Source organism: Desulfoluna sp. HI9BLuna, assembly GCF_056829775.1.
The window spans coordinates 2,067,047-2,086,517 of the sequence record NZ_CP186555.1 but is presented as its reverse complement, the minus strand read 5'-3'; the positions used below and the strand labels follow the sequence as shown (position 1 = coordinate 2,086,517).

14 protein-coding genes are annotated in these 19,471 nt (G+C 59.6%); 11 read left to right on the top strand and 3 right to left on the bottom strand.

What is annotated here, in order from left to right; translation table 11 throughout:
* Positions 1-5: 5 nt before the first annotated feature.
* Positions 6-1,016 carry a serine/threonine protein kinase gene (locus ACOYW0_RS08370; protein ID WP_482418073.1) on the bottom strand — a complete coding sequence of 337 codons (1,011 nt, stop codon included), beginning with the start codon at positions 1,014-1,016 and terminating at the stop codon, positions 6-8.
* A 751-nt stretch (positions 1,017-1,767) separates the two neighbouring features.
* Here ACOYW0_RS08370 and ACOYW0_RS08365 point away from each other — a divergent pair.
* The 9 genes from ACOYW0_RS08365 (at position 1,768) to ACOYW0_RS08325 (ending at position 12,290) form a co-directional block, all read left to right on the top strand.
* Positions 1,768-2,568, top strand: coding sequence for a transglutaminase-like domain-containing protein (locus ACOYW0_RS08365; protein WP_482418072.1), 801 nt, complete (start codon positions 1,768-1,770; stop codon positions 2,566-2,568).
* A 78-nt stretch (positions 2,569-2,646) separates the two neighbouring features.
* Positions 2,647-4,683: an ATP-binding protein gene (locus ACOYW0_RS08360; RefSeq protein ID WP_482418071.1), complete on the top strand. Its 2,037-nt coding sequence runs from the start codon at positions 2,647-2,649 to the stop codon at positions 4,681-4,683.
* Positions 4,684-5,097: 414 nt separating this feature from the next.
* Positions 5,098-6,465 carry a TIGR01777 family oxidoreductase gene (locus ACOYW0_RS08355; protein WP_482418070.1) on the top strand — a complete coding sequence of 456 codons (1,368 nt, stop codon included), beginning with the start codon at positions 5,098-5,100 and terminating at the stop codon, positions 6,463-6,465.
* 10 nt (positions 6,466-6,475) lie between these two features.
* A complete protein-coding gene (locus tag ACOYW0_RS08350; RefSeq protein ID WP_482418069.1) occupies positions 6,476-7,591 on the top strand; it encodes a hypothetical protein in 1,116 nt (371 codons plus the stop codon).
* Between the two features lie 458 nt (positions 7,592-8,049).
* Positions 8,050-8,658 carry an RNA polymerase sigma factor gene (locus ACOYW0_RS08345; protein ID WP_482418068.1) on the top strand — a complete coding sequence of 203 codons (609 nt, stop codon included), beginning with the start codon at positions 8,050-8,052 and terminating at the stop codon, positions 8,656-8,658.
* Positions 8,659-8,700: 42 nt separating this feature from the next.
* Positions 8,701-9,027, top strand: a complete 327-nt coding sequence (locus ACOYW0_RS08340; RefSeq protein WP_482418067.1) for a hypothetical protein — start codon at positions 8,701-8,703, stop codon at positions 9,025-9,027.
* Positions 9,028-9,038: 11 nt separating this feature from the next.
* The gene (locus ACOYW0_RS08335) at positions 9,039-9,731 is read left to right on the top strand and encodes a hypothetical protein (protein WP_482418066.1); all 693 of its coding nucleotides are present in this window, start codon (positions 9,039-9,041) and stop codon (positions 9,729-9,731) included.
* 144 nt (positions 9,732-9,875) lie between these two features.
* On the top strand, positions 9,876-10,676 hold the full coding sequence (locus ACOYW0_RS08330; protein WP_482418065.1) for an alpha/beta fold hydrolase: 801 nt from the start codon (positions 9,876-9,878) through the stop codon (positions 10,674-10,676).
* A 444-nt stretch (positions 10,677-11,120) separates the two neighbouring features.
* Positions 11,121-12,290, top strand: a complete 1,170-nt coding sequence (locus ACOYW0_RS08325; protein WP_482418064.1) for an OmpA family protein — start codon at positions 11,121-11,123, stop codon at positions 12,288-12,290.
* Between the two features lie 82 nt (positions 12,291-12,372).
* Here ACOYW0_RS08325 and ACOYW0_RS08320 read toward each other — a convergent pair whose 3' ends face one another.
* Together ACOYW0_RS08320 and ACOYW0_RS08315 are read right to left on the bottom strand one after the other, a co-directional pair.
* Entirely contained in the window at positions 12,373-14,640 is a 2,268-nt protein-coding gene (locus ACOYW0_RS08320; RefSeq protein WP_482418063.1) for an acetate--CoA ligase family protein, read from the bottom strand.
* A gap of 158 nt (positions 14,641-14,798) precedes the next feature.
* On the bottom strand, positions 14,799-16,526 hold the full coding sequence (locus ACOYW0_RS08315; RefSeq protein WP_482418062.1) for a flagellar assembly protein A: 1,728 nt from the start codon (positions 16,524-16,526) through the stop codon (positions 14,799-14,801).
* Positions 16,527-17,379: 853 nt separating this feature from the next.
* On the opposite strand from ACOYW0_RS08315, the gene ACOYW0_RS08310 reads away from it, so the two are divergent.
* Positions 17,380-18,711 (top strand): [FeFe] hydrogenase, group A, encoded by a 1,332-nt coding sequence (locus ACOYW0_RS08310; RefSeq protein WP_482418061.1) that lies wholly within the window; start codon positions 17,380-17,382, stop codon positions 18,709-18,711.
* Positions 18,712-18,724: 13 nt separating this feature from the next.
* Positions 18,725-19,075, top strand: a complete 351-nt coding sequence (locus ACOYW0_RS08305; RefSeq protein WP_482418060.1) for an iron hydrogenase small subunit — start codon at positions 18,725-18,727, stop codon at positions 19,073-19,075.
* The last annotated feature ends 396 nt before the right edge of the window (positions 19,076-19,471 follow it).

Sequence of the window (19,471 nt, the reverse complement as noted above, 5' to 3'; positions counted from 1 at the left end):
GCCCTTTACATGTTACCCGAAGGTTCTGATTCCCCCATGTGCTCAAGTTGCCGGGTGAGGTCGTTCATTTCAGCCCGCCAGAAGTTTTCGGTGCCCCAGTCGGGAAAGAGGGTCTTGAAGCGGTAGTCCTGCCTCTGGCGGCTGCACCAGGCCAGAAAGTAGATCATGCGCATGGCGCGCAGGGGCTCCACGAGGCGCAGGGTGCGGTCGTCGAATTCCCGGAACTGCTCGTAGCCATCAAGCAGGAGGTTGAACTCTCGGCGGCATTTTGCCACCCGGTCGGGCAGGAGCAGCCAGATGTCCTGGACAGCCGGGCCCGTGGCCATGTCGTCGAAGTCGATGATGAGCAGCCCTTCGTGGTCCCGGGACAGGAAGTTTTTGAGGTGGCAGTCCCCGTGGAGGCGAATGGTGTCCGCGTCCGGTACCGCATCAAAAGCCCGGCGTGCTTCGTCGTGGACCGATTCCAGCACCGTTCGGACCTCCGGGGTCATGTGGGGCGGGATGTCCCGGCCGGAGAGGAGCCAGTCGATGTCGTTTTTCAGGGATTTTTCCGGGTGAAGGTGGACCCGGTGGGGGCTTGAACCGGCTGACCCCGTCATGTGGACCCTGCCCAGGAGGGTGCCGACCCTGCGCCAGTCTTCGTCGGTGTTGAGTTCCATCTCCCTGCCGGAGCGCTTGTCAAAGACGGCAAAGAGGATGCCGTTCACCTCGCCCAGGGTGCACCCGTCGGAAAGGGCAAGGGGGGGGACCACAGGAATCTCGTTTGCCACGCAGTCCATCATGAAGCGATGCTCATCTTCGATGGCCTCTTTTTTCCAGCGGCCGGGGCGGTAAAACTTCACCACATAGCGCTTGCCAGAAAACGCCAACAGCTCATAGACCCGGTTGATGTAGCTCGGCAAGGGGGAGGTGAGCCCGGTGAGGCGCTCGCCCACGGCCTGTTCCACGGCGCCAAGCAGGACGTCCGGGGTCAGGGATGAAAAGCCGTCTTCTGGATATGATGTGTCATCTTTCATAGGCGTACGTATAGCAGATATTGCCCCCGGAGAAAACAGCGGGGCCCGCCCGTCGGCGATTGATGGCCTTTCGCCCATTGCGATACCGCGATATACGATGTGCCGGGAAATACTCTGCGGGTGTCGCGAGAGAATAAATACTCTGTTTTGTGAGTAAAAATATGTCCATTTATGATTGCTTTGTGCTATAGTGTTTGACCATAAGATCGGGTGTGCCGGCCTGTCGAGTAGTCAACACCTTGCATAGTAATGATCCCGCAATACATCTCCATGTCGGATTGGCGCGACAATGGCCTGGGGCTGGGAACCATGACATCGTCATGGCGAAGGGCATCAAGAACCGAGACGATGCCCCGCAACAACGGGTTGTTAACCTGTCAGCAGGCATCTGACGTTGATGCACTGGCTTGCTTTTGTGTCCCCGTGCGATTTTCTTTCCTTGTATTGCTTTCTTCACAATCCTGCCGGTATTCCCCTTTTTCCAAGCCCCCCATGCCTGTTTGACAAGGGTGAACCCACCGTCATGGATCCTGGGGCTTTGAAAACACAAACGGCATTTCTGAACGCACAACAATACTTTGAGATCTACCTCACATGGGCCGCAGACCGCCAAGGTCCCCGGATTCAGTCATGGGCCCATGCCGCCATGCATTATATCCAGGCGACAGCCCTGGTTCGTAATATCTATAGCTATTTGATGCCGTAAGTCTGATTTGACAACGTTATTCCAAAAACCTAAGCGGAGGCGGACATGACTCATCCTCAGGCAGAGTATCTCAAGACGACCCGGTTTTGCGATTACGATCATCCCGATGTGATTCGGCAGGCACGAGCTGTGACAGCGACCATCACAAACGACACGGAAAAAGCCGTGGCGATTTTTTATTGGGTGCGCGATAAAATTCTCTATCGTGTGGGGGACTGGCACAAGCGGGCTTCCGAGACCCTGTACGAACGTGAAGGGACCTGCACCAACGCAGCCAACCTGTTTGTGGCCATGTGTCGTGCCGCCGGGCTTCCCGCCGGGTACGGTGTGCTTCGGGTCAAGGGGAAAAGTTACTTCGGACCGGTGATGCTTCCGTTGTTCCGGCAGTTTATGAGTGCGGAGTCCGTGCACGTCTATGGCGCTGTTTTTCTCGAGGGGCGCTGGGTTCAGGTGGACCCGTCGGATGATTACGATTTTTGCCGCGCCACCGGGCATTTTAACCCCACGGCCAAGCTGGTGGACTGGGACGGCAAGAACCACGCCATGCTGCACTTGGACCCCAACGATATCCTCAACGTGTCCTGTCCGGTCCCCTCCATTGACGACCAGATGCTCAAAGCCAAAAAGAACGGCAAGGGCGTCCGTGCCCTCATGGGCAGCACCTACGTCCGGTTTTTGCGTGCCAACAGGGAGCCGGTCTCCAGCTGCGACGAATTGCAGCCACTTTTTGTGAAGTACCTGTTCCGGAAGAAGTTTCATCTCTATCTTTTCTGGCAGTATTTGAGATGCGTCCTATTTATTCGCCGGATGAACCGGGAGCCGCAGATGCTCCCGGATATTTCATAAACACGCCAGGGGTCTCGGTGAAGGTGATGCCAAGGGCTCAGGGTGGACACTGGAGAGATGATGACAGGCGCATTGCATGTGTGTAAAAAAAAGAATGCATCCTCCGGGGCGTTGTACAACAGTCGTCTGCTTAAGTTCTGTGACAACTACGCCCGGGAGAAGTATGCACTGTTGAGCCTGGAACCGGTGTATCAAGCCGCCGGAATTCGCAAGTACGAGATCGATGATCCAGGCCACTGGTTTACCCAGGATCAGTGCGACAAGTATTATTTTTCTCTCATGGATATGTGCGGCAGCCCGGAGTTCGCAAGGGAAGCCGGTCGGTATATCATCCGCTCCAAAGAGATGTGGGTGGTCCGGCAGTTCATTCTGGGCATGGTCTCTCCGTCCGCCTTTTTTTCCACCATTGAGCGCAATTACTGCAAGGTGAGCCGCGGTGTCCACGCCACGGCCCACCTCACGGGAAAAGAGTCGGCGGAGATGACCTGTCGCCCGGCTCCCGGAACCGCTATCAAACCCTATCAGTGCGATGTGTGCGTGGGAATCCTGGAGGCTGTCGGGCTTCTTTTTACCAATGCCTTTGCCCATGTGAAGCACACGGAGTGCATCCATAAAGGGGGCGAAGCCTGCCGATTTGAGGTGACCTGGAGCGCGGCGCCTTCTGTGGTGTGGCGTCGGATGCGAAATCGTGCCTTTGTGGTGGGAGCGCCCCTGGGCATCGGGATGGCGGTGCTGTTTCCGTCACCCCTTGTCCTGTTGCTCAGCTGTTCTCTTTTTCTCGCGATCGCGGGCCTTGGGGGGGTGGCTCATCACAAGCGGGAAGAGGAGCTGCTGAACATCATCCAGGCCCAGGGGAATTATGCCGGGGACCTGGCAGAAGACGACAACATCCGCAACCGGCACTCGCTGTTGATCAAGAGCATCAGCCAGGAAGCGGCCATGACCGACTCCCAGGAGGGTGGGGCCCAGGGGGTGATCAATGTCATGGCCCGGCACCTGGATTACGACCGCATTGCCTTCTTTTTTTATGACGGCAAGCGGCTGAAGCTGGCCTCCCAGGTGGGGTACACCCCGGCCCAGGTGGATCATTTCAAGGAGCAGGGGGGGATCATCTGCCGGACGGAGTCCATGACCCGGGTGCTCTGGAACAAAGAGAACATCGTGGTCAACGGGGTGAAGGGGTTTTCCGAGACCACGCTGTTCGGCCCTGACTTTCCCGATGTCCAGGCCCTGGAGAGCCTTCTGGTGGTGCCCGTGACCATGGAAGGGCGGATTTCGGGGGTGCTGGTGGCGGCCAACCTCCACGGCAAGCGGGCCCTGACCCAGGGAGACTTGAGCCTGCTCATCGGGGTGGCCACCCAGGTGGGGCTCAGCATCGACAACGTGGGCAAGCGGCGAGAGCTGGCCGAACGGGAGCGGCGCTATCGCAAGCAGGTACAAAAGGGACTGGAAGATGAGCGGCGACGCATCGCCTTTGATCTCCACGACCACGTGGCCCAGGACCTGGGCTCCCTGATGATTACCGCCCGGATGATGCAGGAGATGGCGTCCCGGAAAGAGGCGGTGCCACCCGGGGACCTCCAGGCCTTTGTGTCGGTTCTGAAGGGCTCCATCGACTCGGTCCGCAACATTGCTTATGATCTGCAGCCGCCGTCACTGGCTCAGTTCGGCCTGGTGCATACCATCAAGGTCTACGCAGCGGATTACTCGGAAAAATACGGGGTGGAGGTGGATTTCCGGGTGGCAGGGGTCCGTGAGGCCCTCCTTGAGTACGACACGAAAATCAATTTTTTCCGCATCATCCAGGAATCCCTGGCCAATATCTACAAGCATGCCTACGCCGACAAAGTCTTCATCCGCCTGGTTTTTTCTCACCCCAACCTGATCCTTCGCATTCGCGACAACGGCAGCGGCTTCATGCCCCAGGCCCTGGAGGGCGGGGTCTCCTGCGGGCGACACATGGGGCTGCGAAACATGGAGGAGCGGGCCCGCCTCATGAAGGGAACCTTTCGCATCTATTCGTCTCCAGAGAAGGGGTGTGAGATCGTGGTGGAGGTGCCCCTGGAGCGTGAAGAGGAGAAGGAGGAAGGGGCTGGCCGGCCGCCGGAAGGGTGAGGCAATCGAACAGAACGTCGTGAACGACACGTTGGTTTTTTGACCTGTCCGATTTTCCGAAGTCATCACGTATGGTCGCACTTTATGCCTTTGATGTGGTCGCTTTCCCATGAACGATTCGGGATCGTCTGACCGGAACGCCCGAGAACGGGCCGTTGCCAGTGGCCTGTGGGCACGCAACGGTCCGTTTGTTTTTCTTCCATGGTCATCCGGGCCAAGGGGGTTTTGTGTTGCGTGTCTCCCCGGTCCTGTACTATGCCTCTGGTATGGTTACAGGCACGAAGAATCCGGGATCACGGAACGATTCTGGCGCACATGTCCGATGACCGGGCCCTGTGTGCACCTATAAGGCCCCGGCCCCTCGTGCCTTCATCATCGCTTTCAGACCGACACATCAACCCCATGGGGGCCTGGATGCATCGACGATTTATACGGCGGCTTCGACTGAACTGTTCAGCCCGTGAGGTTTATGACTGGCACGGGGGCGACGGGGTTGTTCAGCGCCTGACCCCGCCCTGGGTGGCATACCGGAACCTGAGGCGGCGCGGGGGGCTGGAAGAGGGCGCCACCACCTCCCTGACCCTGAAACTCGGGCCCCTGCCCATTCACTGGCATTCCGTTCATACCGCCTGTTCCCGTGATCGGGGCTTCACCGACACCATGGTCAGGGGGCCCTTTGCGGCCTTTGAGCATACCCATCGGTTTGACGAAGACGACGGGGGCTGCCTTCTCACAGATACGATTCAATACCGCCTTCCCCTTGCGCCCCTATCCCACGCCGTGGCCGGGTCCTTTGCGGACAGAGAGCTAACGCGAATGTTTCGTTATCGCCATGCCGTCACCGCACGGGACATTGCTTCACGCCTTGCCGCTGCAAGGGAGCCCCACCTCACCATTGCTGTTTCCGGGGCCGGCGGAATCATCGGCTCGGCCCTGGTGCCGTGGTTGAGAAGCCAGGGCCATCGGGTGATGCCCCTGGTGAGGGGAAGGGCCCCGGGGGCCCATGAGATCGCCTGGGACCCGGTGGCAGGGACCGTGGAACACGAAAAATTCAAGGGCTGTGATGTCCTGATTCACCTGGCCGGAGAAAACATCGGAAACGCCCGATGGACGCCTGCAAAGCGTGAGCGGATCATGAAGAGCCGGTTGGATGGCACCGCCCTTCTGGCCAGGGCCGCCTCCCGGCACAAAGACGGCCCGAGGGTTTTTCTATCGGCGTCGGCCGTGGGGTTTTACGGGAACCGGTGTGACGAGGCGGTGACCGAGGCCGCCTCCTGCGGCGGGTCCTTTGTTTCGGAGGTGTGCAGGCGGTGGGAAGAGGCCGCCGCCGCCAACTGGACCCGGCCGGGCGGTCGGCTGGTCACCCTGCGCATCGGGGTGGTGCTGACCCCTGCCGGTGGAGCGCTGGCACGGCTGCTTCCTGTGTTCAAGGCCGGGCTGGGGGGGACCTTTGGTCGCGGTGATCAGTACATGAGCTGGGTTTCCATGGAAGATGTCCTGGGGGCCGTGGGCCATATCCTGCGGACTCCTGACCTGGAAGGCCCGGTGAACCTCACCGCGCCTCACCCCGTCACCAATAGGGCCTTTGCCCGGACCCTTGCATCGAGTGTGAATCGTTGCTCCTTCACCACCCTTCCTGCGGCGGTTATTACCGGTGCCTTCGGGGAGATGGGGCGGGAGGTGTTGCTGGAAGGCGTTAAAGCCCTGCCCGGCGTTCTAGAACAGAGCGGGTACGGGTTTGTCCATCCCACCCTTGCCGACGCTCTTTCCGAAGTGCTTTAGGAGATTTGCTTTGAGGAAACGATACCGACTGCTGTTTATGTTCATCATGGTGGCGGCCCTGGGTTTCGGCTACCTGCATCACATGGTGCCCGGAGCCCATAACTTTGAGCGGCTTCATATCTTTTTGTTCAACCTCACCTCAGGCGGGACCTCCATCCTCTATTATATCGAAAACAAAAAAGGGATGTCGGTACGGGTGCGCTTTTTCCTGGTCTTCTCCGTGGTCTTTGCCGTTTTTGCCTGGCTGGAGCTCTTTGTCCCGGCTGCCGTCTGCGGCCTGGGCCTGGCAATCATCGCCGAGAGTGTGCGCTGCAATGCCTACTCCTTTTTTCCCAAGGAGTTTTTCTTAAGGGGGCACACCACATCCGACCGGTTTGCCCATGCCTCCCTGCTCTGCCTGGTCCTGGGGCTCCTTGCCTCGGTGCTGGTGATTTTAAACGATGCCTGGCTTCATCTCTTTACCTTGGAGACCCTGAGCATCGACACCTTTTTCCTGGGGTTCTCCTTTCCGGTGTCCCTGATCACCATGAGCGTCATGTTTTCCCTGATCCCGGACCTGAAAAAGCCCTTTATGAGCGCGGCCAGCCAGTTTGCCTTCTGGGCGGTGAACCTGGGGGTGATTGTCTTTTTTCTTTTTATCGTGGCCGGGTCCCTGTGGCCTCAGGTGGCCGTGACCCTGGTGCTTTTTTTCACGGTCATCCTCATTTTTGTCCTGTTTGTTACCTACGTGAAGGGGCTGCAACAGAAGAGCTTTCTGGTGTCGGGCATGCTGTTCCTTTTGTACACGGCCATTACCGGCATTGCGTACATTCTCCTTGAGATCATGTCCGACGGCTACCTTCGCTGGGGGGATCTCCTGCTTCGGCTCCATGCGGTGGCCGCCCTTTACGGGTGGAACCTGAGCGGGCTGGCGGTGATCTACCGGCGCTTTGACTTTCCCATTCGCCTCAACTCAAAACAACTCATCGCAGGCCACTGGCTCCTGGTGGCCGTGGCCGTCCCCCTGGGGGATGCCCTTGCCACCATGGCGGTGGTGGCTACGGTGGGGTACGGGGTGTTCCTCTACCTGATGTTTTTCAGCGGGAAACTCATCGAAGAAGACGACATCGAGCCTGTGATCGCTTGACATGCAAAGGGCTGGTGCGACCCGGGAATTTAAACGCCCCGTCATGCAAGCTGCATGGCGGGGCGCTTGGGTCGGCAGGGGCTTGCGGGGGGTGACCAGGCGATGGCGCCTCTTTTCTGGGGGGAAGTAAGGCAACGCCTGGTCACGGGTTGGCTCCTGCCGCCATTGCCGTAAGGTGAGATGCCCATGGCGGCCTGTTTACCCGAACGGCTCGGTTTTCTGTTGTTGTAGTCGCCTGCAACCGGCCGGAGGTTACATCGGAGGAGGAAAAAACAGTAAGGGCCCCCGGCCTGGGGTGACGACAGACGTTTTTTTGTAACGCTTTGCCTGTCCCGTACGACCCATAAGGAGAATATGTCTGAAACGGCGGGGGGATTCCGGCAGGGTCCGCAAGGGGGATAAAGCAGGACGGCAGGCCGGAAAGACTGTGGCGCGGAACGGGTTGGGTTGAGCGGGCGATGGAGAATTATCCGAAAGACGAGATGCCTGACACATGCGACGACGACGTGGTGAGGCGCGTGCTGTCGGGGGATGCCAATGCCTACGAGGCACTGCTGGTGAAGTATACCCCGCATGTGGGGCGTGTTGTCGGCAGGCATGTGCCCTTTGACCAGGCCGAGGAGGTGGCACACGACGTCTTTGTCAGGGCCTACGGGTCCCTGGGATCCTTTACCCTGGGGCGTTCGTTCCGGGCATGGCTGACCACGGTGGCCGTGCGCACCTGCTATGATTTCTGGCGCAGGGAGATGCGCTGCAAAGAGACGCCGGTGAGCTCCCTCGTGCCCGGGGGGGACCTGCCTTCGGCGGAGTGGATGGATGCTGTGCTGTCCGCCGATTCCCACCGTCGTTTCCACGCCGATGAAACCCGGAAGACCGCTGAAGAGGTGCTTTCCTTTGCCCTCGGCGCCTTGTCCGCCCGGGAGCGCATGATCATGGAGCTTTACTACCTGGAGGGATACTCGACCCGTGAGGTGGCGCTTTTTCTGAACATGAGCATGGCCAATGTGAAAATCAACGCCTTTCGAAGCCGCAGGAAACTGCGCCTTGTTCTTGAAAAAATCACCTGAAGGGCGTCGGCCCGGTGAGTGGCCCGGGAGGAGGTACGTGTGATGAAAGAAAAACAGTGGGATATCCGTCTGATGCGGGCCTTGAAAGACCGACAGGTCACGTCGGGGCTGTGGCAGAGCCGGCAGGAGACGGAGGCCTTCCAGGCCGGGGTGATGAGAGACGTGGCCCGTCTCCGGGTTCACCCGGCAAGACCGCAGGAGGAGGGCTTTTCCGAGGCCGTCTGGCGCCTTGTTCCCCTGACCTCCCTTGCGGCGGGCGGACTCGCCGTGATACTGGCGCTTTGGTACCATGGGAGTGACGACTTGTTGAACCTGGCGCTGATAGACACGTCGGTGTATGTCGAGCACCTGATCGCTTACATGTTTTGATCGAGGTTGTCATGAAACGAGTAAAGCTCATGGTGGGGGTGGGGTTGATTTTTTCACTGGGGGCCCTGGCCGGTTTTTTTACGGCTCGCCAGGTGACGCATCATAAGGTGCGCCGGTTTGTCCACGGAGGCCCCCCTGCGGCCATGATTATTGCGCGCATGGTGGGCCGCATCGACCTGACTCCGGATCAGGGCAGGGCCGTCGACCCCCTTCTTACCGGGCTGCGGGGAGAGCTGGTGGAGCTCCACGATCGCACCCTGGCCGAAATCAACGCGATTATCCGGAAACGGTATTCCCTGATTGTGGAGGTGTTGACGCCCGATCAGTACCAACGGCTTCTCTCAGAGACACGGAAGGCGAGACGTTTCAATATGTTCCGTACCAGCTGGCGCCTGCCCTGGGCGGACAAGAGCGCCGAAGAGGTAATGGACGAGTTGACGGCGGTCCTCTCCCTGACCCCGGATCAGCAGGAGACCCTGAAACCCATGGTGGCCCGGCGAGTGAATGCACAGAAGGTTGTGGCTCGGGTGATGCACACCACAGAGGGTTTCGATATCCTTCGGGTGGCGCGGGGCGCTGAGGGCGATGGCGAGATGGCCCGACCGATTCAGGAGGTTCTCACCCCCGAGCAGCTGGAGACCTACTGGTTGTACCGAACGGGGCCCCTCAGCCATCGGGGTCGTGCTTTCAAACGGGAGCGGTGATGCCTCTGGCAACGTTTCACGGCTTGACAGCGGGCGTGGGCCCAACATCCTTGACATGCCGTGCAAGGCCTTTAACATGAACCCCGATGCCCCAATGATGCATCGGGGTTTTTTATTTATTACGGCAAATCAAGGGGGATAGGCATGGGTTGGGTGTCCGAAGGCGAAGGGGAGGCTGTGGTGCTGCTCCACAGCTCCATGAGTTCGAAGGTGCAGTGGGTTTCCCTGATGGAAGAGCTGAAGCAGACCCATCGGGTGGTGGCGGTGGATCTCTGGGGGTACGGGGATGCCCCGTCCGTTTCTGATGAACAGGCGGGGGACTTTACCCTGGATGACGAGTTGACCCTCATTCGCCGGGCCCTTGCCCATGATGTTCCCGGCGACACCCCGTTTCACCTGGTGGGGCACTCCTACGGCGGGGCCGTGGCCATGCATCTGGCCCTGGAGATGCCCGAGCGCATTCGCAGCATCTCCCTGTATGAGCCCATGGCCAACCACGTGGTTCGTGAAATAGACGACGCCCTCTACGAAAAGCAGAAGACCCTGATGGGGTCGGTCATCGAGGAGATCAACCGGGGCAATCTTAAGACGGGGGCCTCCATGTTCGTGGATTTTTTCAGCGGGGACGGGCTGTTCGATCTGTTACCCTCCGAGGTCCAGGAGGCGCTGGCCGGGTGTGTCAAAAAGATGCCCCTGGACTATTTTGCGTCCGCGCACAAAGGGCTTCGCATGGGGCGCTACGGAAAGCTTGAAGCCCCCACCTGCCTCATGGCCGGGCGTCAGAGTCCGGCGCTCTCTTATGAAATTTCCCGTGCCCTTTCCGGGGTGATTCCCCATGTGGACTACCACCTCGTGGATGCCGGTCACATGGCGCCCCTGACCCACGGCCCCAAGGTGAACCCCATCATCGCGGCCCATGTCAGGCGGCACACCTGCCTCAACTGACTTTTGCCCCGTGTAGAAGGCCAGGTTGCTGCAGAATGTTTGGGGTTGAAGTATTTTTTTAAATGAATTTAGGGGATTGCTGATTGAATATCGGCGTGCCGTTGGTGTATACTTCCTCCATTAACCGGGGAAAGGGGGCTGCTTTAAGCCGCGGTCCCTTTTCCGCCGTATCAAAGGGGCAGTTACCCGCCTTGCCCGGATATATATCGTAACATCTCAGCATTTTTTCAATGTCCTTGGCACCGGCCATCAAGGATGCGGCGTCAGGAATTCTTCCTTACAGCACCTTTTTTTGAACTGCATTTTTCTACGTCCCCGGCGTACATCGACACGTCATCTCGCGCATACTGGTCTCAGGTTCCTGAGGTTTGGTCGGCAAGGCATGTTTTTTCGTTGAAACGGCTTCGCAAGGCAATCCACGATACAAAGGACAAAGGAGGCAGTATGAAACGATGCATGAAAGCCCTGGCTCTGGTTGCCGTGGTGATGGTCTGGGCAGGGCAGCCGAGCGCCGAAGGATCGGACTATCGTTTTGACCTCTCCCCCATGGTGGGAGGGCACATTTTCGAGGGGAACCAGAATCTGGATGACGGGTACACCATGGGGCTTGCCCTGGGGTATGCCATAAACCAGCGGTGCACGCTGGAAGGCGGCTTTACCTGGATCTCCACGGAGACGAAAAAGTTCGATGTGGACGTGGACGGTCAGCGCTATTCTCTGGACGCCCTTTACCATTTCATGCCCGAGGAGGCCTTGAGGCCCTTTGTGCTTATCGGGGCGGGTGCCTTGCGCCTGGATCCGGATGTGGGGGATTCCGAGACCGATTTCATGGCCGAGTACGGAGCGGGACTCAAATACGCCATCATGGACAACCTGGACTTGAGGGCCGAGCTTCGCCACGTCATGCCCTTTGATGACTTTTACAACAACCTTGCCTGGCAGCTTGGGATCAGCTGGCGTTTCGGCAAGCGTGAAGCCGCCGCAGAGGAGCCCATGGCCGTGATGGACAGTGACGGCGACGGGGTCCCCGATGATGTGGACGCCTGCCCCAACACCCCCGCAGGCCAGGCCGTGGATGAGCTTGGCTGTCCTGTGGTGCTGGATTCCGATGGGGATGGGGTTCCCGACGACATGGATGTGTGCCCGAACACCCCCGCAGGCCAGCCCGTGGATGAGCTGGGCTGCCCCGTGATAGCCGATGCGGACGGTGACGGGGTTGAAGACAGCATGGACCGTTGTCCGGACACACCCCAGGGGGCCGTGGTGGACAGCCGCGGGTGCTGGGTGATCCAGGGGTTGACCTTTGATACGGGCGAGACCCGCATCAAGTCCGATTTCCTTCCCCTGCTCAACGAGGTGGTGGAGATTCTGATGACCAACCCCGATGTGCGGGTTTCCATCGAAGGCTACACCGACAGCGAGGGGAGCGATGCGGCCAACCAGCGAATTTCCGAAGGGCGGGCCAAGGCCGTGCAGGAGTATTTCGTGAGCAAAGGGGTTGCCGAAGGGCGCCTGGAGTACCAGGGCTTTGGCGAGGAAAATCCCGTGGCGGACAACGAGACCGAGGAAGGGCGAAAGCAGAACCGTCGGGTGGAACTCAGGCCCCTGCAGTGATCCACCGGGCTTATTTGGTTTGATGTGTTGAAATAGTGATGAAACGCCGTGCGAGGTCACTCGCACGGCGTTTTTTTGTGCCTTATTTCAGCCGGTGGCTCAAGGGCCGGGTCATGTCCCGGCTCAGGCGGTGGCGGATAAAGGCGTTGAGGCAGACCATGGCCCGGTTGGCGGTGAGATAGGTGGGGACCCCGCCCGCATCCAGGGTGCGTCCCAACTCGTTGTAGACGGCATCGGCACGGCTCACCACGTTGACGGAGACGGCCACGGGTTTTTTGTAGGCATGGACCAGCCGGATGATGCGGGCGGCGATGTTGTCCGGGTTGGTTCGGATCTCATCGTCGGTGGTATGGATCAGGGCGCTCTGGGGCACGATGGAGACCATGAGGGCGTCCACGTCCGGGGATTTGAGCATGGTCTCGACAGCACCGGCAAAGATGGCGTCATCGGCCATGGGCGTGAGGTCCAGAAGGGGGGAGGCCTCGGCCATGGGAGGGATGATGGCCCTTAAGGCCGAAAGGGTGGCCTCATCGAAATCCGCCGGGACCAGGTCCCCCAAATTGTCGGCAGCGTAGGTTTTTTCGTACCCGGCATTGGCGATGATGGCCACGCGGTTGCCCGAGACCACAAAGTCGTTCATGAGGGCAAAGGTCTTGATGAAGTCTCCGTGGTCCACCATGGTGTCGGCCACGATGGCCCCGGCCTGTTTCATGGCGGCCCGGGCCACGGCGTACTCCCCTGCGATGCTTGCGGTGTGGGACTCCGTAGCCTTTCGCCCCTCCTCGGTGCGCCCGGCCTTGTAGACGATGACCGGTTTGGTTCCGGCCCTGACGGCGTCGAAGAACTTGCGCCCCGCGTGGCGCTTGAACCCTTCGATGTAGCAGCCGATGACGTTGATCCTGGGGTCGTCCTGAAAATAGGTGACCAGGTCGCAGGGGTCCACATCGAGCTGGTTGCCGTAGCTGACGATCACCTTGGGGGAGATGGCGTTTTTCAGGTTGTCGATTTCGATGATGCCCAGGGCCCCGCTCTGGCTCAGGATGGCCACCTTGTTCTCACGTTCCATGCTGACGGAGAATTTATCCTCGGGAATGAAGAAGGTGTTGAGGCCTTTGGCGGTCCGGCTCCCCTCGTAGACGATGCCCAGGCAGTTGGGTCCGATGAGGCGAAACCCGCCCTTTTTGGCGAGGCGGGATATCTCCTCTTCCAGATCCCTGTTTTTGTCCACCTCGGCAAAGCCCCCGGGGATGAGGATGACGGCCTTGACCCTTTTTTTTACGCACCCTTCGATGACGGGCAGGGTGGCGCTTGCCGGTACCGTGACGATGACCAGCTCCACGGGGGCGTCGATGGTCTCCAGGCCGGTGTGGACGGGAAACTCCCGGGATCCTGCGTAGAGGGTGCCTCCCCGGGGGTTGACGCAGAAGATGTCGGGCCGTTCCATACGGATGAGGTTTTCGACGATGATGTTCCCCGCCTTGGTGGGGTCCGATGTGGAGACCCCCACCACGGCGATGCCCCTGGGTTCGAAAAAGGGCTTCATGGTGGCTTCGGGGGCGATGGACAGGTCGGGCAGGGGCCCCCGGGGCTTGAAACGGGCAAAGCCGTCCACGGCCACAAACCGGCCGTCGGTGGCAAAGACCAGGGGGTTGACCTCGAACTCCGTGATGACGTGGTCGGAGCCGGTGTTGAAGTAGGAGGAGAAGGCAACAGCCAGGTCTGAGAAGGCCACGCCCACGTCCACGATGCGCCCCACGTCCGCCTCACGGTTCCAGGCCTTGAATTTTTCGTGGATGTGGGAGGACTCCAGAAGGGCCCTTGTCCAGTCCCGGTCCACCGGGGCGAGGATGAGGTTGGGCTGGGAAAAGTGCCTGGCAAAAAATTCGGCGTCGCTGCCCCCCTTGGAAAAGGAGAGCACCGGCCCGAAGGTCTCGCTCTCCCGAAACCCGAGGAGGATTTCATTGCCCAGCTCGGGCTGGTAGTCCACCTTTTCGGTGATGAGCACCCCTTCCACCGGGACGCCCATATCCCGAAACGCAGAGGTCATTTTCTCGAAGGTGTAGCGGACAAAGTCCGGGTCGGCGTGGACCATGCACACGCCGCCTGCGCTCGCTTTGTGAGTGACAGCCGGCGAGACGATCTTCATCACCAGCTCGGGCCCCCCGATGCCGTGGAGAAGCTCGCGGGTGACCGCGTGGGCCGAGGCGACGAGGGCATGGCGGGGGACCTCAATGTCCATGGCACGGAGAATGGCGTACACTTCATGCTCGAAGAGCATGTCCCGACCGGCTGTGCGGGCGGCGCGGAGCATGGCGCCGACCTCTTTTTTTAGACGGGGTTCCAAGGGCATGGGGCACCTGTATGATGTGGGGGACGGGGTGGCCCTGGCCGGGCGGGGAGCCCATGACGGAAGGCCGGGGCGGCTGCTGGCAAACGTCTTGCTGATGCTTGGTTTTGTTCAGGATACGGGGCCGCCGACAGGCTGTCAACATCCGGGGGGATGCCGGGCTAACGCGAACGCTGTGAGGTCACCAACCCCTCTTCAACGGTGAATTTGCCCTTGATGTTGACGGCGTGGTCGTGGTCACTGCCCGGAGGGGCCTCCAGGGTGAGGGGAGCGGGGTCGTTGCTGCCGAGGTGGATGGCGATGACAGCAGAGGGACGCAGGCGTGCGTTGATGCTGAAGCTGATGGTTCTGAGCGCCTCTTCCAGCTCTGAGATCTCGTTCTGGAGGGCCTTGGCCTGGGCCTCAAGGTCCCAGAACCGTCCGCACAGGGTGCGGGTGTGCTCAATGGTCTGCATGGCGCCGCTGACGGCCAGGCAGGTGTTGCCCCGCTTCAGGGAGGCCATCAGCTGGGGGACCCCCTCGAACTCATAGGCCTTGAGGGATGCGACAATTTTCTTGAACACCGGCCTGACGGAGTCGTCTTCTCCAAACTCGGCGGACAGGCTCTTGAGTTCGGCCACAAGGGAGGCCTTGGCCTTGTTGAGGGTCTCCTCCAGCTCGTGAAGGGCTGTGTTGATCCGCCGCTTTTCAAGGATCAGTTCATCGCGTTTCGCAAAGAGACCGGGCCCCAGGATGAGGTGGTTGGTGCCGCTGACCCGTACATTGTCCAGATCCGCCACACAGGCGTGGATGTGGGAGTTGAGCAGCAGGGCCGCCGAGGTGTTGATGGCCACCCGGTGGGCATGGATGGTGGCGTCGATGGCTTCCCGCTGAATGGACACGGTGCCGTGCTCGCAGCAGATGGTGGAGGAGGAGACGCTTCGGCAGGCAACATCCCCGTCGCTGGTGAGGTGACTTTCGGGCAGCATCTGATCCACCGTTGCCTTTTTGCCGGACTCCACATGGCCGCCGTTGATGGTGCGGATGGTCACCGACCCCGCCACCTTTACCAGGAACCCCTCGTTGACCGATTCCGCCTGCATGCTCACCGGGCAGACCACATCACTGCCGATGTTTCCCACGGAAAAATCGATATCCCCCACCACGATGCGATCGGTGATGTCAATGGCCGAGATCCCTTCCGGGCCGAGGTGGGTGATGACCACGCCGTCCCGGCTCGCCTTTACATCGTACCCCGGTTCGCCTTCGTCGGTGGTGATGTAGACCTGCTCCACGTTTTTTCCCAGCTTCAGGGGGTACTCCTTGGCCACGGGGGGCTGGACCGGGGTGCCGTCATGGGAGAGGCCGTCTTTGGCGGTGTCGGGCAGGGAGACCTGCAACAGGAGATCCCCGGCCTTGGCCGAGGGGTAGCGGAGCATCTCCCGGAAGTCGATGCGTCCGTCGGAGAGGATCTTGCCTGCGTTGGAGCCCTTGTCGAAAAAGGTGCGGGTGATGCGGCCGCTTTTCCCGCCCCGGGGAAGGGTGCCGGAGACGGTGAGGGTGATGTCGTTGTTCTTGGAAACCAGGCGCACGGTTCGGCCGAGGCCGTCGTCATCCCAGGGGACGTAAAGGGATTCGTCAAAGGGTTCTTCGGCCAGCACGCCGTGGATAATCAGGGCGCTGATCTTGACAGTCTCCAGATGAAACCGCTGCAGCAGCTGGAGCAGTGCCAGGGCGTTGATTTTTTCTTCACCCGGCTTGATGCCGGCCGTGATGGTGACGGTGAGGGTCTGGAGCGTGTGGACCTGGGAGCTGAACAGGTAGCTTTCGAGGATATCGGCCTTGGCCTGCTCCCGCCGGGAGACAGGAATCTCTGTGAGGGGTATTACCGCGTGTCCTGTATCGGTCATGTCTCGGCTCCTCATGGTAATGCACCGAATCACCCATCCCATGTCTTGAGAGCGGTGCGTCCTGATCTGCTTGCGGTGGCCCTGAACCTGCGGCGATGGAAAAACGACTTCCATTACCTTCATGCTATCGGCGGCTCTTCTGGAAAAGTTTAGAACGAATATTCAAGGATTTTCGACAGTCTGCCGGTGGTGAGGGGCATGAAGGGGCTTCGGAACCGCCGCCGGAGTGATGTGCTGTTTATGTAAAAAAAGCCGGGTAAAATTCCGTTTTATTAAAAACACAATTCCCAAAACTACTTGTTCGACTGAATGTTACCGATAAAGGAACGGTACCAACGCACATCGGTGACCGGGGATGATTTTCGGAAGAGGGCAAACGCTGTTTTGCTTGTGTTTGCTTGTTGCGGGGTGTGACGAAAGAACGGATCACAAAAGCCCGAACGAGTGTGGAACAAAAAACAGACATTGGGAAAAAGGCTGAAATGGCGGCCTGTTTTTCGTACTTGGAGTCCTTTTTTAAGGCCTTGGAGGGTGTTTTAAGCAAAGATGTTCGGTGGGCGATGTAAATTGCCGTTGGCTTACATGAGTTATCTTGCGATACCGCTATTTCAGTGGCAAAAAACGATTTTTTAATGAAATTGAAGGGAATAATAGAAATTATTGAATAAAAAGAGGTGCGTCCGGATGTGTCAGGTGTTTCGGCGGCTTAACGCGGTACGCGGTCTGGTTCGTTTTTTCGGACACATATCCCTGTTGCATTTTCCCATCGGCGTGGGTAGGCAACTTAAATATAAGGAATACAGTCTACGACGGGGGGTTGCCCTTTACCCACATGGGAGGAGAAGCACGCAACATGACAGAAGAAACCAGGAAAAGACCCGCAACTCGCGCCATGGACCTGTCCGGGGTCCGGGTGGATCCGCCCGGAGCGGTTCGAACCATGGAAGGAATCCGCAATACCGTTTACTCTCCGGGGGCAACAGACCCCAACACCCTCTATTTCGTGGAGGTGGATCCGAAGGTGTGCCAGGGCTGCGGGGAGTGCTCCCATCATTGCCCCACCGGCGCGATCCAGGAGACCGAGGACGGCACGCGACACATCGTGGATCCTTCCGTCTGCATGAACTGCGGCCAGTGCCTGACCCATTGCCCCTACGGTGCCGTGACCGAGCGTGTCTCCTATGTAAGCGAGGTGCTGGAAAAGCTGAAAGACCCGGATACGGTGGTGGTGTCCATGACAGCCCCTGCCGTGCGGTATGCCCTGGGCGAGTGTTTCGGCATGCCCACGGGCACCTGGGTGGGGGGCAAGGTGCATGCGGTGTTGCGGCGCCTGGGTTTCGATTATATCTGGGACAACGAGTGGACCGCCGACGTCACCATCATGGAGGAGGGCACCGAACTTCTTGAGCGCGTGAAAAACGGGGGCAAAGGCGATAAGCCCCTGCCTCAGTTCACCTCCTGCTGTCCGGGCTGGATCAAGTTCTGCGAGTCCTTTTACCCCGACCTGATCCCCCATCTTTCCACCTGCAAGTCCCCCGTTGCCATGCTGGGGCCCCTGGCCAAGACCTACGGGGCCCAGCAGACCGGCACAGACCCCAAAAAGGTCTACACCGTTTCCATCATGCCCTGCATCGCCAAGAAATACGAAGGTCTGCGACCGGAGATGAACGCAGGCGGCTCTCGGGATATTGATGCCACCATCAACACCCGGGAGCTGGCCTACATCATCAAAAAAGCAGGGATTTCCTTTGCCTCCCTTCCCGATGAGGAGGCCGACCCCATCCTGGGCATGGCCACCGGGGCCGCCACCCTTTTCGGCACCAGCGGCGGGGTCATGGAAGCGGCCCTGCGTTTTGCCTACGAGGCCATCTCCGGCAAGACCCTTGCGGATCCGGCCATCAAGGCCGTTCGCACCGGCACGGGCATCAACAAGGTGTCCGTGGACGTGCCTGGTTTCGGGCCCGTGCGCGTGGCCGTGGTGAGCGGCCTTCATGAGGCGGCAAAACTCTGCGAGGAGGTGCGGGCCGGAACAAGCGACCTGCACTTCATCGAGGTGATGACCTGTCCGGGGGGCTGCGTCAACGGCGGGGGCCAGCCCGTGGATGATTCCATTATGGAGGCCTCTCTGTTCAAGAAGATGATGGCCACGGTCAACAAGCGGTTCAACATGAGGAAGGTGGGGTAAAGGAGGCAAGGCTATGAAAAAAGGAAGATGGGATCTCTCCAGGCGCAGTTTTATCAAGGCAGCGGGCCTGGCCTGCGGGTACGCTGTGGTGGGCGCGGGCATGGCAAAGAAAAGTGTGGCAGCGGTCCTGGACCTGGTGGGCCTTCGCCAGCAGTCCGTGTACAACGCTGACGCAGACCCCCGTAAATATGCCCTTCGAAAGTCCCAGGATAACCCCATGGTGAGGGCACTCTACGCCCGGGGCGGTTTTCTGGAGGAGGGACCCTGCGGGCACCGTTCCCACCACCTGCTCCACACCACCTACGAGGACCGGAGTGCTCGCATCCGGGCCCTCAAAGATAAGGGCATCGAATTGTACATCTGATGCATCCATGCCGGGCCCCTGGCCCGGCTCCGGGGGCCTTACTGCCATGGGTTGACTCCCACCCGGTACAAATACAGGTTCGTCGATATGGAGAGCATTCAGGAGGGGCACAGGCAAGGGATGGGTTGATCGGTTCCCTGGTCGCGGTTCCGGCTGTTGTTGACAGCTTTCCGGCACAGCCCGGAGAGGTGTTTTTTCTTCGGATTCTCGTATTGTATGAGCCTTCTGGCACAAAATATGCTATTTGCCATGGGGGCAATCGCCACGGTTGTCCCCATGGACCAGATGGTCTGTTGGAGCCTTTGTAATAACATATTAGATTGCGGGAAGCCTTGACGCCTGTATATCTGCCGGCGCCCGGGACTTTCGGTGTGGTGCCGAGGCACCATGCCACTG

What these genes read in the sequence shown, in the direction of transcription:
- ACOYW0_RS08370 (WP_482418073.1), bottom strand. Translation starts at nt 1,016, where the DNA reads ATGAAAGATGACACATCATATCCAGAAGACGGCTTTTCATCCCTGACC.
- ACOYW0_RS08365 (WP_482418072.1), top strand. Translation starts at nt 1,768, where the DNA reads ATGACTCATCCTCAGGCAGAGTATCTCAAGACGACCCGGTTTTGCGAT.
- ACOYW0_RS08355 (WP_482418070.1), top strand. Translation starts at nt 5,098, where the DNA reads ATGCATCGACGATTTATACGGCGGCTTCGACTGAACTGTTCAGCCCGT.
- ACOYW0_RS08345 (WP_482418068.1), top strand. Translation starts at nt 8,050, where the DNA reads ATGGAGAATTATCCGAAAGACGAGATGCCTGACACATGCGACGACGAC.
- ACOYW0_RS08340 (WP_482418067.1), top strand. Translation starts at nt 8,701, where the DNA reads ATGAAAGAAAAACAGTGGGATATCCGTCTGATGCGGGCCTTGAAAGAC.
- ACOYW0_RS08335 (WP_482418066.1), top strand. Translation starts at nt 9,039, where the DNA reads ATGAAACGAGTAAAGCTCATGGTGGGGGTGGGGTTGATTTTTTCACTG.
- ACOYW0_RS08330 (WP_482418065.1), top strand. Translation starts at nt 9,876, where the DNA reads ATGGGTTGGGTGTCCGAAGGCGAAGGGGAGGCTGTGGTGCTGCTCCAC.
- ACOYW0_RS08325 (WP_482418064.1), top strand. Translation starts at nt 11,121, where the DNA reads ATGAAACGATGCATGAAAGCCCTGGCTCTGGTTGCCGTGGTGATGGTC.
- ACOYW0_RS08320 (WP_482418063.1), bottom strand. Translation starts at nt 14,640, where the DNA reads ATGCCCTTGGAACCCCGTCTAAAAAAAGAGGTCGGCGCCATGCTCCGC.
- ACOYW0_RS08315 (WP_482418062.1), bottom strand. Translation starts at nt 16,526, where the DNA reads ATGACCGATACAGGACACGCGGTAATACCCCTCACAGAGATTCCTGTC.
- ACOYW0_RS08310 (WP_482418061.1), top strand. Translation starts at nt 17,380, where the DNA reads ATGACAGAAGAAACCAGGAAAAGACCCGCAACTCGCGCCATGGACCTG.
- ACOYW0_RS08305 (WP_482418060.1), top strand. Translation starts at nt 18,725, where the DNA reads ATGAAAAAAGGAAGATGGGATCTCTCCAGGCGCAGTTTTATCAAGGCA.